Source organism: Streptomyces krungchingensis (assembly GCF_054729265.1).
This window is the reverse complement of record NZ_JBPUKY010000001.1, coordinates 4,876,531-4,889,487: the sequence shown is the minus strand read 5'-3', so window position 1 is coordinate 4,889,487 and position 12,957 is coordinate 4,876,531. Positions and strand designations below refer to the sequence as shown.

General features: G+C 72.1%; 10 protein-coding genes. 6 read left to right on the top strand and 4 right to left on the bottom strand.

All coding sequences use genetic code 11. The annotated features are described in order from the left end of the window. Nucleotides 1-26: 26 nt before the first annotated feature. Nucleotides 27-1,025 carry a sigma-70 family RNA polymerase sigma factor gene (locus ACSYGO_RS21480; RefSeq protein WP_345646112.1) on the top strand — a complete coding sequence of 333 codons (999 nt, stop codon included), beginning with the start codon at nucleotides 27-29 and terminating at the stop codon, nucleotides 1,023-1,025. A gap of 464 nt (nucleotides 1,026-1,489) precedes the next feature. Here the strand turns inward: ACSYGO_RS21480 and ACSYGO_RS21475 are convergent, their stop codons facing one another. Then, a complete protein-coding gene (locus ACSYGO_RS21475; protein ID WP_426677689.1) occupies nucleotides 1,490-2,491 on the bottom strand; it encodes a helix-turn-helix transcriptional regulator in 1,002 nt (333 codons plus the stop codon). Between the two features lie 62 nt (nucleotides 2,492-2,553). Between ACSYGO_RS21475 and ACSYGO_RS21470 the strand changes: the two genes are divergently transcribed. From ACSYGO_RS21470 to ACSYGO_RS21450, 5 genes are all read left to right on the top strand, one after another. Continuing rightward, nucleotides 2,554-4,104: an MFS transporter gene (locus ACSYGO_RS21470; RefSeq protein WP_426677690.1), complete on the top strand. Its 1,551-nt coding sequence runs from the start codon at nucleotides 2,554-2,556 to the stop codon at nucleotides 4,102-4,104. 816 nt (nucleotides 4,105-4,920) lie between these two features. Further along, entirely contained in the window at nucleotides 4,921-5,682 is a 762-nt protein-coding gene (locus ACSYGO_RS21465) for a DeoR/GlpR family DNA-binding transcription regulator (protein ID WP_426677691.1), read from the top strand. A 92-nt stretch (nucleotides 5,683-5,774) separates the two neighbouring features. Beyond that, on the top strand, nucleotides 5,775-6,728 hold the full coding sequence (gene pfkB, locus ACSYGO_RS21460) for a 1-phosphofructokinase (RefSeq protein WP_095934933.1): 954 nt from the start codon (nucleotides 5,775-5,777) through the stop codon (nucleotides 6,726-6,728). Nucleotides 6,729-6,981: 253 nt separating this feature from the next. Beyond that, complete coding sequence (locus tag ACSYGO_RS21455) at nucleotides 6,982-9,093, top strand: PTS fructose transporter subunit IIABC (protein ID WP_460387256.1); 2,112 nt, start codon at nucleotides 6,982-6,984, stop codon at nucleotides 9,091-9,093. Between the two features lie 108 nt (nucleotides 9,094-9,201). After that, nucleotides 9,202-9,459 (top strand): hypothetical protein, encoded by a 258-nt coding sequence (locus ACSYGO_RS21450; RefSeq protein ID WP_426677693.1) that lies wholly within the window; start codon nucleotides 9,202-9,204, stop codon nucleotides 9,457-9,459. Between the two features lie 94 nt (nucleotides 9,460-9,553). On the opposite strand, the gene ACSYGO_RS21445 is transcribed toward ACSYGO_RS21450, so the two are convergent. The 3 genes from ACSYGO_RS21445 to ACSYGO_RS21435 all read right to left on the bottom strand — a co-directional run bounded on the left by ACSYGO_RS21445 (nucleotide 9,554) and on the right by ACSYGO_RS21435 (nucleotide 12,837). Beyond that, nucleotides 9,554-10,306, bottom strand: a complete 753-nt coding sequence (locus ACSYGO_RS21445; protein ID WP_095934930.1) for a DUF6227 family protein — start codon at nucleotides 10,304-10,306, stop codon at nucleotides 9,554-9,556. A 157-nt stretch (nucleotides 10,307-10,463) separates the two neighbouring features. Continuing rightward, on the bottom strand, nucleotides 10,464-11,678 hold the full coding sequence (locus ACSYGO_RS21440) for a L,D-transpeptidase (protein WP_460387254.1): 1,215 nt from the start codon (nucleotides 11,676-11,678) through the stop codon (nucleotides 10,464-10,466). Nucleotides 11,679-11,778: 100 nt separating this feature from the next. Further along, nucleotides 11,779-12,837: a P1 family peptidase gene (locus tag ACSYGO_RS21435; protein ID WP_426677695.1), complete on the bottom strand. Its 1,059-nt coding sequence runs from the start codon at nucleotides 12,835-12,837 to the stop codon at nucleotides 11,779-11,781. Nucleotides 12,838-12,957: the final 120 nt, after the last annotated feature.

The following is a 12,957-nucleotide window of genomic DNA, read 5'->3' as shown; positions in this document are numbered from 1 at the left end:
AAGCCCACCATCGCAAGGGAGCACGCATGGCAACCCGTGCCGTCGCCCGTCGTCAGTCCGCCACCGGCGAGACCGCCGACGCGGCACGCAGTGTTCGCGCCGTAGGCGGCGAGATCGCCGACCGCGACCTGGTCGGCATGTACCTCGACGAGATCGCGCGTACGCCCCTGCTCGACGCCGCCAAGGAAGTCGAGCTGTCCCAGATCATCGAGGCGGGTGTGTTCGCGCGGCAGATCCTCGACGGGGAGGAGGAGGCCCAGGCCGACGCCACCCGTGAGGAGCTCGAGGCGCTCGTCGCGGACGCGGAGCGGGCGAAGGACATATTCATCCGTTCGAACCTCCGCCTGGTCGTGGCCGTGGCGCGACGCTATCCGCGCAGCGGCCTGCCCCTGCTCGACCTGATCCAGGAGGGCAACGCGGGCCTGGTCCGCGCCGTCGAGAAGTTCGACTACCGCAAGGGCTTCAAGTTCTCGACGTACGCCACGTGGTGGATCCGCCAGGCCATCACCCGCTCGATCGCCGACCAGTCGCGCACGATCCGCCTCCCCGTGCACCTGGTCGAGGAGCTGGGCCGCATCCGCCGCGTACAGCGCGAGTTCAACCGCGAGCACGGGCGGGAGCCGGAGCACGCGGAGATCGCCGCCGAGCTCGGTTCGACCCCGGAGCGCGTCGGCGACGTCCTGGACTGGGCCCGCGACCCGGTCTCGCTGAACATGTCGGTGGACGACGAGGGCGAGACCCAGTTCGGCGACCTGCTGGAGGACACCTCGGCCGTGTCGCCCGAGCAGTCGGTGTTGACACTGCTGCGCAGCGAGGGGCTGGACGACCTGATCGGCCGCCTCGACCAGCGCACAGCCTCCATCATCAAGATGCGGTACGGCATCGAGGACGGCCGGGAGCGCACGCTCACCGAGGTCGGCAAGGAGCACGGGCTGACGCGCGAGCGCATCCGTCAGATCGAGAAGCACGCCCTTCTCGAACTGAAGAAGCTGGCCCGCGACACCGGGTTCGACGCGGCGGCGTAAGCACCGGAGTCGACGAGTCCGCTCGTATCGCGCCGATCGCGCGCGCAACGTTGGCCACAAGTCGACCAGACATGGCCATGTAAGGCCGCTTCAACCTGCTGGGCTCTGGGAACAAGACTTCAGAGCCCAGGGTTGAAGGGCTCAGCCCAGGGCAGACGCACCATCGACCCCCAAGAGCCGAGTCCCGACGCACCCCCCCTCGCGACGGGACTCCTCCGAGCCGAGCCTCGGCGCCTCACCCCCCCCTGGCGCCGAGGCTCGGCTCCGTTCTGCGAGGGCTGCGCGTGCGGGCTTTCGGGCAGAACGCTGACGGGCCACCCCGGACCTGAACCCCGGGGTGACCCGAAGGGCAGATTCTGCCACAGCGACACAACGGCAACCCGGCCCCATCGAGGCCGAGCCCGCAGCGCCCGTGAGCGGACCGGCCGCCCCGCCGCGCGGCGGGCCGTCCCGGAGGCCGAGGCTCATCCGCGGGGCGCGGCGAGCGTTCCGGCGTCCGCCGGGTCGCCGCCCGCCCGCGTCAGGCGAGCGCCCAAGTCCCGCACGCAGCCGACCAGTTCCGGCGGCTCGTGCACCACGAACTCGCAGTCGACCATCGCGAGCCGCACCGCCAGCCACTCCACGGAGTCGCCGGCCGAGGCCCGCAGCCGGCACCTGTGGTCGTCGACCGGTTCGGGCGCACCGAGCCAGGCGGGCAGCCGCGCCGCGACGAACTCGGCGGGAGCGGCGAAGGTGACCTCGAACGTGTACGTCTCCTGGCGCCGGTACATGGACTGCCGCAGGTAGTCGGCGGCGTTCCCGGCGGGCAGCTCGCGCGCCGCGAACCGGGCCCCCGTGGCGAACGGCTCGGAGACCCGGTCGACGCGGAACGTACGCCAGTCCTCGCGGTCGAGGTCGTAGGCGACGAGGTACCAGCGGCGGCCGGTGGAGACGAGCCGGTACGGCTCCGTCAGCCGCCGTGACGGCGTCCCGTCCCCCGAGCGGTACGCGAACCGCAGCCGCTCCCGGCCCGCGACGCACGACGCCATCACGGTCAGCGTCTCGGGTGCGATGCTCGCGCCGTCCCCGCTGGTCAGCGGAGTGGTGGCGGCCTGCAGCGTGGACACGCGGTGGCGCAGCCGGGACGGCAGGACCTGTTCCAGCTTGGCCAGGGCCCGTACCGAGGCCTCGTCCACGCCCTCGACGGCGTGCCCGGCGCCGGCCCGCAGCCCCACCGCGATCGCGACGGCCTCCTCGTCGTCGAGCACGAGCGGAGGCATCGCCTTGCCCGCGACCAGCCGGTAGCCGCCGTCGGCCCCCTTGGTCGCCTGTACGGGATAGCCGAGCTCCCGCAGGCGGTCGATGTCCCGCCGGACGGTACGGCGGGACACCCCGAGCCGCTCGGAGAGCTCGCCGCCGGGCCATTCGCGGGGCGTCTGGAGGAGGGAGAGGAGCTGGAGGAGACGTGCCGGAGTGTCCGTTGTCATGTTTTCCAGAGTGCCGCACATCTAGGACACGATCTGACCTAGTGGGGTTCTACCTTCTTTCCATGACCTCCACCGAGACCACTCTCAGCAGCAAGGCCGAGCCGGCCGACGCCCCGTCCGGGGCGGCCGACCGGCGACGCTGGTTCGCCCTCGCCATCGTGATGACCGCGGCCTTCATGGACCTGGTCGACGTCACGATCGTCAACATCGCGATCCCGTCGATCCAGCAGGACGCCGGCGCCTCGTTCAGCCAGATCCAGTGGATCACCGCGGGCTACGCGCTGGCCTTCGCCGCCGGACTGATCACGGGTGGACGGCTCGGCGACATCCACGGACGCAAGCGGCTCTTCCTCATCGGCATAGCCGGATTCACCGTGGCCTCGGCCCTGTGCGGCTTCGCCGCCAACCCGGAGATGCTCGTCGCCTCGCGCATCCTCCAGGGCGCCATGGCGGCGATGATGGTGCCGCAGGTGCTGTCGATCGTGCACGCCACCTTCCCGGCGCACGAGCGGGGCAAGGTCTTCGGCCTCTTCGGCGCGATCGTCGGTCTCGGCGCCGTGTCCGGCCCGCTGCTCGGTGCCCTGCTGACCGAGTGGAACCTGTTCGGCCTGGAGTGGCGGCCGATCTTCCTGATCAACCTGCCGGTGGGTGTGGTCGCGCTGTTCCTGGGCCGCCGTTTCATCAGCGAGTCCAAGGCCCCGCGGGCCCTCAAGCTCGACCTCGTCGGCGTCGCCCTCGTCACGCTCGGCCTGCTGATGCTGCTCTACCCGCTGACCCGCGGCCGCGAGCTGGGCTGGCCGGTGTGGGGATACGTGTCGATGGCCGGCGCCCTGGTCGTCTTCGCGGTGCTGGTGGCGTACGAGAAGCGGAAGACCGCGCGGGACGGTTCGCCGCTGGTGGAGCTGTCGCTGTTCAAGGTGAAGAGCTTCGCGGCGGGCATCGCCGTCCAGACGGTCTTCGGTGTCGGCCTCGGCGTCTTCTTCCTGGTCTGGACGCTGTACATGCAGGTCGGCCTCGGCTGGAGCCCGCTGCACGCCGGTCTGACCGGGGTTCCGTTCTCCATCGCGGTGTCGGCGGCGGCGGGCATGTCGGTGCAGCTGCTGGTCCCCCGGTTCGGCCGCAAGGTCCTCCAGGCGGGCGCCCTGACCATGGCGCTCGGTGTACTCCTCTACATCTGGGAGTCCGACCGGTACGGCATGTCCATCGCCTCCTGGCAGATGGCCCTCCCGCTGGTGGTCATGGGCGCGGGCATGGGCTTCATCGTGGCCCCGCTGACGGACGCGGTGCTCTCGGAGGTCCCGCGCGAGCACTCCGGCTCGGCCTCCGGACTCATCAACACCGTGCAGCAGATGGGCAACGCCCTCGGACTCGGCCTGGTGTCGGTCCTCTTCTTCGGCGAGATCGGCGACCGGCTGACCCGGGCCCAGGTGGGCCCCGCCTTCGTGAACGCCTTCCAGCACGCGCTGGGCTGGGTCGCGGCGGTGATGGCGGTCATCTTCCTGCTGATGTTCGCCCTGCCGAAGCGGCCGGCCCAGCACGTCGAGGGTGCGGACGCCGGGGACGCGGGTGTTGCCGCGGCGGCGGGGGAGCGGGAGCCCGAGCTCGTCGGCTGAGACCCGGTGGAGGGGAGCGGGCCCGGCACCTCAGGTGCCGGGCCCGCCCCCGTTCGCGCACCCCTGACCGAAGGGGCCCACGCCGCCGCACGCCCTGCCGCGTTCGAGCGCCCCTCTCCCCAGCGGGCGCCCACCAGGTCTTTCGCCCCCTCCGCCCCTACCCGACCCGAACCCCCGGGGGCTCCGCCCCCCGGACCCCCGTCGGCCTGGACGGCCTCGTCCTCAAACGCCGGACGGGCTGAGGCACTGTCCCCAACCCCAGCCCCAACCCCCGAAACCGACGACCCGGGGCCCAGGGGAAACCGGCCTGGACGGCCTCGTCCTCAAGCGCCGGACGGGCTGAAAGGTGGCTCCGTGCCCTCAAGGCGCGACGGGGCGGGCGCTGCCGGAGGGTGGACCCCAGCCCCACTGACACCCGCACTCGCGCTCTCGCGGAAGGGGCCGTGCCGGTGCATCACATGCCCGTTGCGGACGGCAACACGACCCCACCGCACTGATCCACCGGACCACACGACGGCTGCAACGGGCGGATCACCGGCACGGACCCGACCCACCCACCGGACCGAAGGCGCACCCCACCCACCGGACCGAAGGCGCGGCCCACCCACCGGACCGAAGGCGCGGCCCACCCACCGGACCAGAGGCGAGGCCAGGCCCACCGCACCGGAGTCGAAACGGTCCGCCCCAGCACGCCCCGGACACCACCAGAAGTCCGTTCATGCCCGAATCAAGCCCGAACGTGTTTACATTTCAGAAATCCGGGCGTAGCCTCCGAGTGAAACCACAGGTTCGGGCATCATGCGGAGGCGAGCGGACATGTACGCACCGGAGCGACAGCAGGAGATCCTGCGGCTCGCCCGTGACGGCGGACGGGTGGATGTGCTCTCGCTGGCCGAGGAGTTCCAGGTCACCGCGGAGACCATCCGCCGGGACCTGAAGGCCCTCGACCGCGCGGGTCTCCTGCGCCGCGTGCACGGCGGGGCGATCCCGGCCGGACGTCTGGACTTCGAGCCCGACCTCGCCGAGCGCGAGTCCACGTCCGCCGACGAGAAGGACCGCATAGCGCGGGCCGCCCTCGCCGAACTGCCCGGCGACGGCACGGTGATCCTGGACGCCGGATCGACCGTCTCCCGGCTCGCCGGTGCCCTCCCCCTGGAGGCGACGCTCACCGTCGTCACCCACAGCCTGCCCATCGCCGCCCGCCTCGCCGACCACCCCGGCATCCAGCTCCACCTCGTCGGCGGACGCGTCAGGCACCGTACCCGCGCCGCCGTGGACGCCTGGGCGCTGCGCGCGTACGGCGAGATCCGCGCCGACGTCCTCTTCATCGCGGCCAACGGCTTCTCGGCCGACTACGGACTGACCACCCCCGATCTGGCCGAGGCCGCCGTCAAGCGCGCCGCCCTGCACGCCGCGCGCCGCGTGGTGCTGCTCGCCGACTCCTCCAAGAGCGGCCAGGAGCACTTCGCCCGCTTCGGCGACCTGTGCGACGTGGACCTGCTGATCACCGACCGCGGGCTGAGCCCCGAAGACGCTGCCTCCGTCGAGCGGGGCGGCACCGAAGTGCTGTGTGTGTAGAGCACGGCACGCGAGTGCCGTGGAGAACGCGGCATGCGAGTGCCGTGCGGAGAACGCGGGCCGTCAGTGCCGTGTCCGAGAAACGAGTGCGCATGATCCTGACCGTCACCCCCAACCCCTCCCTCGACCGTACGTACGAGGTCCCGTCGCTCGACCGCGGCGAGGTCATCCGGGCCACCGGCGAACGCATGGACCCGGGCGGCAAGGGCGTGAACGTCTCGCGCGCGGCCGCCGCGGCCGGACGGCACACGGTCGCCGTCCTCCCGCTGGGCGGAGCGCCCGGCGCACTCGTCGCCCAGCTGCTCGACGCGCAGGGCATCGAGGTCGCGCCGGTCCCGGTCGCCGGAGCCACCCGCTCGAACATCTCGGTCGCCGAACCCGACGGCACGCTCACGAAGATCAACGCACCGGGTCCCGAACTCTCCGCCGCCGAGGCGGAACTCCTCCTGGAGACGGTCCGCCGGCACTACCGCCCCGGCAACACCGACTGGATCACCTGCTGCGGCAGCCTTCCGCGCGGGCTCGCGCCGTCCTGGTACGCCGATCTCGTCGCGCGGGCCCACGCGGCGGGCGCCCGGATCGCGCTGGACACGTCCGGCCAGGCGCTGCGGGAGGCGCTGCGCGAGCGGCCCGACGTGGTGAAGCCGAACGCCGAGGAGCTCGCGGAGGCCGTCGGCCGTCCCCTCGCCACGGTGGGCGACGCGGTCAAGGCGGCGGAGGAGTTGCGCGAGCAGGGCGCACGAGCCGTGCTCGCGAGCCTGGGCGCGGACGGGCAGCTGCTGGTGGAGGAGACGGGCGCCTGGTTCGGCAGCGCCCGCGTCGACGCCGTACGCAGCAACGTAGGTGCCGGCGACTCCTCGCTCGCCGGCTTCCTGATCGCCGGCGGCCGCGGTCCCGCCGCTCTCGCCTCCGCCGTCGCCCACGGCGCGGCAGCCGTCCAGCTCCCCGGCAGCGTGATGCCCGGACCGGCCGACCTCGACGCCTCCGCGGTGACGGTCACCACGGAGATCCCGATGGACCTTCCCCTCACGGAACCGGTGCCATGACCGCGGCCGCCCGCCCGGCCCGTACGCCCCTGACACGGCGGGGACTCCCCTTCCTCGCCGCAGCCGAACGGCGGGGCCTCCCCGGTCCCGCGGCCCTCTGCCCCACCGCAGTCACTTCCCTCACCCCTCTCACACTCCGCAGCCCCCTCACCCCTCTCACCCCCCTCACGCCTGTTCCCTCTGGGCGCAGCATCCCCGTCCCCACCCCCGCCCACGAATCCCCACGGGCGATACGCGTGCGAAGGAGCCCGCGATGAGCGAGATGATCACCGCGGACCTGGTCGACCTCGACCTGTCCGCCGATACGAAGGAAGCGGCGGCGCGTGCCCTCGCGGAACGCATGGTCGCCCTGGGCCGGGTGACCGACCTCGACGGCTTCCTCGCCGACGTGGCGGCTCGCGAGGCCCAGATGCCGACGGGCCTGGACGGCGGCATCGGCATCCCGCACTGCCGCAGTGAGCACGTCACCGAGCCGACGCTCGCGTTCGGACGCAGCGCGGAGGGCATCGACTTCGGCGCACCGGACGGACCCGCCGACCTGATCTTCCTGATCGCCGCCCCGGCGGGCGCGGACGACGCCCACCTCACCATCCTGTCGTCCCTGGCCCGTCAGCTGATGAACGCCGAGTTCACCTCCGCGCTGCGGGCCGCGGACGACGCGGCGACCGCGGCAGCGCTCATCCGCGGCGAGGAGCCCCCGGCCCCGGCCGCGGCGCCCGCCGAGGCCCCCGAGGACTCCGCGACGGTGCCGAATGCGGCGGCCTCCGCCGACACCGACGTGGACGGCGCGGCCCCGGCGCCGGGTGCGACCGTCGAGGACGGACCCGCCCCGGCGCCGGGTGCCACCGACGCGGAGGCCGAGCGGCCGTTCCGCGTCGTCGCCGTCACCTCCTGCCCCACCGGCATCGCCCACACCTACATGGCGGCCGAGTCCCTGGAGAACGCCGGCCGCGAGGCAGGCGTCGAGGTCGTCGTCGAGACGCAGGGCTCGGCCGGATTCACCCGTCTCGACCCCGGGGTCATCGCCGCCGCGGACGGCGTGATCTTCGCTCACGACGTGCCGGTGCGGGACAGGGACCGCTTCGCCGGCAAGCCGACCGTCGACGTCGGCGTGAAGGCGGGCATCAACAAGCCCGCCGCGCTCATCGCCGAGGTGCGGGACAAGGCGGCGCGCGGCGAGGTCACCGCCGCGGCGGCCCACGGCACACCCGTCGAGCGCGCCGGCGAGTCCGGCGAGGGCTACGGCACCAAGCTGCGCAAGTGGCTGATGTCCGGCGTTAGTTACATGGTCCCGTTCGTCGCCGCGGGCGGTCTGCTGATCGCCCTGGGCTTCGCGATCGGCGGCTACAGGATCAACAAGGCGCCCTCGGTCATGGACCACTTCCTGTGGACCCAGGCGGACAGCTGGGGAGCCCTGTTCTTCCAGATCGGCGTCGTCTCCTTCGGCTTCCTCGTGCCGGTCCTGGCCGGTTACATCGCCTACGGCATGGCCGACCGGCCAGGACTCGTGCCCGGCTTCGTGGGCGGCGCGATCTCCCTCACCATCAACGCCGGCTTCCTCGGCGGTCTGGCCGCCGGTCTCATCGCCGGTGCGGTGGTGCTCGCCATCCAGCGGGTCAGGATCCCGGCGGCCCTGCGCGGCATCATGCCGGTCGTGGTGATCCCGTTGATCTCCGCGGCGATCGTCGGCTTCCTGATGTTCGTGGTGATCGGCAAGCCCATCGCCTCCGCGCAGAAGGGCATGACGGACTGGCTGAACGGCCTCACCGGCACCAACGCCATCCTCCTCGGAGCCCTCCTCGGCCTGATGATGTGCTTCGACCTCGGAGGCCCGGTCAACAAGGTCGCCTACACCTTCGCCACCGCGGGCATCGCCGTCGCGAGCCCCAGCGACTCGGCGATGAAGATCATGGCCGCGGTGATGGCGGCCGGCATGGTCCCGCCGCTCGCCATGGCCCTGGCGACGACCGTGCGCGGCAAGCTCTTCACCCAGACCGAACGCGAGAACGGCAAGGCCGCCTGGGTCCTCGGCGCCTCCTTCATCTCGGAGGGCGCGATCCCGTTCGCCGCGGCCGACCCGCTGCGCGTCATCCCCGCTTCCATGGCGGGCGGCGCGGTCACCGGCGCGCTGTCGATGGCGTTCGGCGCCACCCTGCGGGCCCCGCACGGCGGCATCTTCGTGGTCCCGCTGATCGGCAACCCGTTCCTCTACCTGATCGCCATCGCCGCCGGCGTCGGTGTGAGCGCCGCTCTGGTCGTCGTCCTCAAGGGCATGCGCAGGCAGGCTCCGGCGGGCGTCGCGGCGGGGGCCGCGGACGCTCCGATATCGGCGAAGGCCGAGACGCAGGAGCCGGTCGCGGCGTGAGGGGCGCGGCCTCTGCCCCTTTGCGGCATCTGTGAGTTGTTCAAGGCATCTGCGAGATGCGTCACGGTCCGGGATCAAAGTCCCGGACCGTGGTGTCTACTGGGACGTATGCCTGAGCACGTGTCGACCTTTCAGCTGATAGGCGTGCCCCTGATCGCCCTGGCGACCGCCATCTGGATCGTCGGGCTGTCACGCTTCATGCGCCGCGCCCGCCTCCGGGACGCGATGCGGCGCGCGGACGACACGCTGCGGGCCATTCCCGAGCAGCAGCGGTCCGGCCCGGTCTCCGAGTCGGTCGAGCTCACCCCCGAGGAACACGCCGCCTTCGCGGGCCTGGTACGCCGATTCGGCGACACCCGCCGCTAGGCGCAACCCCCTGCCCCTGGGCGCAACCCCTGCCCCTGGGCGCAACCCCCGCCCTCCGCGGCCGGCACCTGCGCCCTGGTCCGGCCCCCGGCTCTCAGTGGCCGAGTCGCGCCGCGCGCCGCTCCATGGCCTCGCGCGCCGCCTCCTCCGTCGGGTACACCTCGCACATGTGACGCCGGTCCGGGGTCGCCGTGTGCTCGACCTCCCACAGGGAGATCTCCCGTCCGTCCCGCAGCAGGAACGCGTGCTCGTAGAGCGAGAAGCACAGCCCCGCCCGACCGGCACGGCACGGCTTCCCGAACGCCTGGGTGATCTGGTGCGCGAACGCCTCGCGCAGCAGCAGCGTCGACAGGTCGTCGCCCGGCCGGTCCGCGTTCTCCGCGCGCCGCAGCAGCCGGCGGACGTGGTCCGCCGAGTCGTCGGGCACGTACGCGTGGCGCGGCTCGGGGATCGGCGACAGCTGCACCAGCACGGGCAGCTCGAAGTCCGGTGCGTCCGGCGGCAGCGGCAGCCGCGCCGTGGCCGCACGCAGCTCCTCCTCGTCCACGTACACCTCGTGCTGAGGGTCGCGGCCGGGGGCCGTGTTGTGCACGAGCTCCCACAGCGTGACCGCCGAACCGTCGGCGAGCAGCCATGTGTGCCGGTACGTCTCGCGGTGCAGCCCCGCGCTGTGGTGCGCGGAGTGCAGCGAACTGTCGTGGGCCAGCGCGCAGTCGAGCTGCCGTATCGTCTCGTCGGGCAGCTCGAAGGAGTTCAGGGCGCGGCCCAGGAGTCGCGCGAGATGCTCCTCCGGAGACTCGGGCGACTCGGGTGGTTCGTACGCTGCTGTCTCGTACGGAACGCTCAAGGCTTCTCCCGGCGTTGCTGCATGTCACCTTGTGGGTGCATACCGTAGCCCCTCGGTCGGACATCATGTCCGCGAACCGAGAAAACGTACGGACAGAAAACGGGCGGGCCGCGCGGAGAGTTCCCGCGCGGCCCGCCCGGTCGTCAAAAGCCGCTCGTCAGAGGGCACTTCCCGCCGTCCAGGCGCTCCACGACATGTTCCAGCCGTTGAGCCCGTTGTCCGGCGCGACCGCCTTGTCGGGGGAGTTCTTGACCGTCACGACGTCCCCGATGAGGGAATTGTCGTAGAACCACTTGGCGGTCGTGTCCCCCCGCGCGCCCTGCACGTCGGCAAGTCCCACGCAGCCGTGGCTCGTTCCCTGCCGGCCGAAGGGCGGATTCCCGCGGTTGTACCAGTAGTTGCCGTGGATGAACGTCCCCGACGTCGTCAGCCGCATGGCGTGCGGCACGTCCGGGATGTCGTACTCGCCGCCGTAGCCGACCGTCGAGCCGTTCATCCGGGTCTGGACGAACTTCTCGGAGATCACCATCTGCCCGTTGTACGTGGTGTTCTCCGGGCTGCCCGCGGAGATCGGCACCGACTTGAGGGTCTTGCCGTCCCGCACGACCGTCATGGTCTGCGTGCGGACGTCGACCGTGGAGACCTGGGAACGGCCGATCGTGAACGTGACGGTCTTCTTCTGCACCCCGTACACGCCGTTCGCGCCCTCGACGCCGTCCAGGTCGATCTTCATCGTGACCTTGGAGCCGGCCTTCCAGTACGTCTCGGGCCGGAAGTCGAGCCGCTGCGCCCCGAACCAGTGGCCCACCACCTGCTGGCCGCTGCTCGACGTGACCTTGATGTGCGACTGCACGGCCTTCTTGTCGCCGATCACCTTGTCGAAGGTGAACGACACGGGCATGCCGACGCCGACGGTGGAGCCGTTGTCGGGCGTGTAGGTGCCGATGAAGCTGTTGCCCGAAGACACCGTCGTGAAGATGGAGTTGGCTGCCGAGGTCCGCCCCTTCGCGTCCTTCGCGGTCGCCGAGATCTGGTACTTCGTGCCCCGCTCCAGCTGCTCCTTCGGCTTCCAGGAGCCGCCGTTCGCGGATATCGTCCCGGGCACGGTCGTCCCGGTCCCGGCCACCGTCATCTTCACGTCGGTGAGCTCGCCGTCACTGACCTTCACCCCGGTCGCGTTGATGGACGCGCCCGTCGAGCCGTCCTTGGCCGAGATGACGATCTTCGCCGTGGACGTCCTGGTCGCGCTCTTGTTGTCCTTGCCGCTGTCGGCGTTGGCGTCGCCGCCGCAGGCGGTGAGGGTGAGGGCGCCGACCATCAGGGCGGCACAGGCCCCCAGTGCGCGCCGTGTTGTCCTGTCCGGCGTTGTCACGGGCTGCTCCAGTTTCGTGTGATGCGCGGGTTCCGCTCGGTTTCGAGGACAAAGAGCGAGCGTCGACGCGTCGGGTTCCCTCCGATCGCGTCGGACGCCATCACGTGACAGAACCGGGACAATCGCCCAGTGGCGGCTCCCCGTAGAGCTCCTCGTAGGACGGCCACAGGCCGCCCGGCCCGTCCACCGGCACGGCGGCCCGTACGGCCCGCACGATCGCCCGCGTCACCAGATCCGCGCCGGCCGCGAGGATCTCGTTGAGCGCGAGGGGGTTCTCCGCGGCGAGCGGCCGGGCACCCGTGGCCAGCGCGAACACCGTGTCCCCGTCGTTCAGCAGATGCACCGGACGCACCGCGCGGGCGATCCCGTCGTGCGCCGTGCCCGCCAGCTTCTGCGCCTGGGCACGCGTCAGATCGGCGTCGGTGGCGACCACGGCGAGCGTCGTGTTCAGCGGGGGCGGGGCGTTCCTCGCCGCGGCCTCGGTGAGCCGCGCCCGCGCCGCCTCGTGCACCGCCGCCGAGGGGTACTCCACACGCCGGCTCAGCAACTCCCCGTACAGCGCCCCCGTTTCCGGATCCGTCGCCGATCCCGCCGCGTTCGCCACCACCAGCGCGCCCACCGTGATGCCGGACTCCAGCACGGTGCTCGCCGTGCCGACGCCGCCCTTGAGCCGCCCGACCACGGCCCCGGTGCCGGCGCCCACACAGCCCTCACGTACCGGTTCGCCCGGCTCGCTCGCGTCGGCCGCCTCGACCGCGGCCCGGCCGGTGGACGCGTCGGGCCGCGCCCGGAAGTCGCCGCCGCGGCCCAGATCGAAGACGCACGCCGCCGGCACCACCGGCACCACGTGGGCGGGGTCCGCGCCCACGCGCACCCCGCGTCCCCGGTCCTCCAGCCAGGCCATCACGCCCGACGCCGAGTCCAGCCCGTACGCGCTGCCACCGGTGAGCACCACGGCCTCGACCTTCTGCACCAGGTTGCGGGGGTCCAGCGCGTCGGTCTCCTTGGTGCCGGGCCCGCCGCCGCGCACGTCGACGGCCGCGATCGCGCCGCCTTCCGGCGCGAGCACCACCGTGGTGCCGGTGAGCCAGCCGTCCCCGGTGCGCGTCGCGTGCCCCACCCGAAGACCCGTGACATCCGTCAGAGCGTCAACTGTCATGCGCTCAGCCTTCCCCGCTCACCGAGTCATACGATCACATCACCGCACGACCATCCAGGCGCATGACCGCCCGGGGTGTGAGGACCCGGGCCCCCGCTCCCACCGGCCGCCCGCTCTCCC

What these genes read in the sequence shown, in the direction of transcription:
- ACSYGO_RS21480 (WP_345646112.1), top strand. Translation starts at nt 27, where the DNA reads ATGGCAACCCGTGCCGTCGCCCGTCGTCAGTCCGCCACCGGCGAGACC.
- ACSYGO_RS21475 (WP_426677689.1), bottom strand. Translation starts at nt 2,491, where the DNA reads ATGACAACGGACACTCCGGCACGTCTCCTCCAGCTCCTCTCCCTCCTC.
- ACSYGO_RS21470 (WP_426677690.1), top strand. Translation starts at nt 2,554, where the DNA reads ATGACCTCCACCGAGACCACTCTCAGCAGCAAGGCCGAGCCGGCCGAC.
- ACSYGO_RS21465 (WP_426677691.1), top strand. Translation starts at nt 4,921, where the DNA reads ATGTACGCACCGGAGCGACAGCAGGAGATCCTGCGGCTCGCCCGTGAC.
- pfkB (WP_095934933.1), top strand. Translation starts at nt 5,775, where the DNA reads ATGATCCTGACCGTCACCCCCAACCCCTCCCTCGACCGTACGTACGAG.
- ACSYGO_RS21455 (WP_460387256.1), top strand. Translation starts at nt 6,982, where the DNA reads ATGAGCGAGATGATCACCGCGGACCTGGTCGACCTCGACCTGTCCGCC.
- ACSYGO_RS21450 (WP_426677693.1), top strand. Translation starts at nt 9,202, where the DNA reads ATGCCTGAGCACGTGTCGACCTTTCAGCTGATAGGCGTGCCCCTGATC.
- ACSYGO_RS21435 (WP_426677695.1), bottom strand. Translation starts at nt 12,837, where the DNA reads ATGACAGTTGACGCTCTGACGGATGTCACGGGTCTTCGGGTGGGGCAC.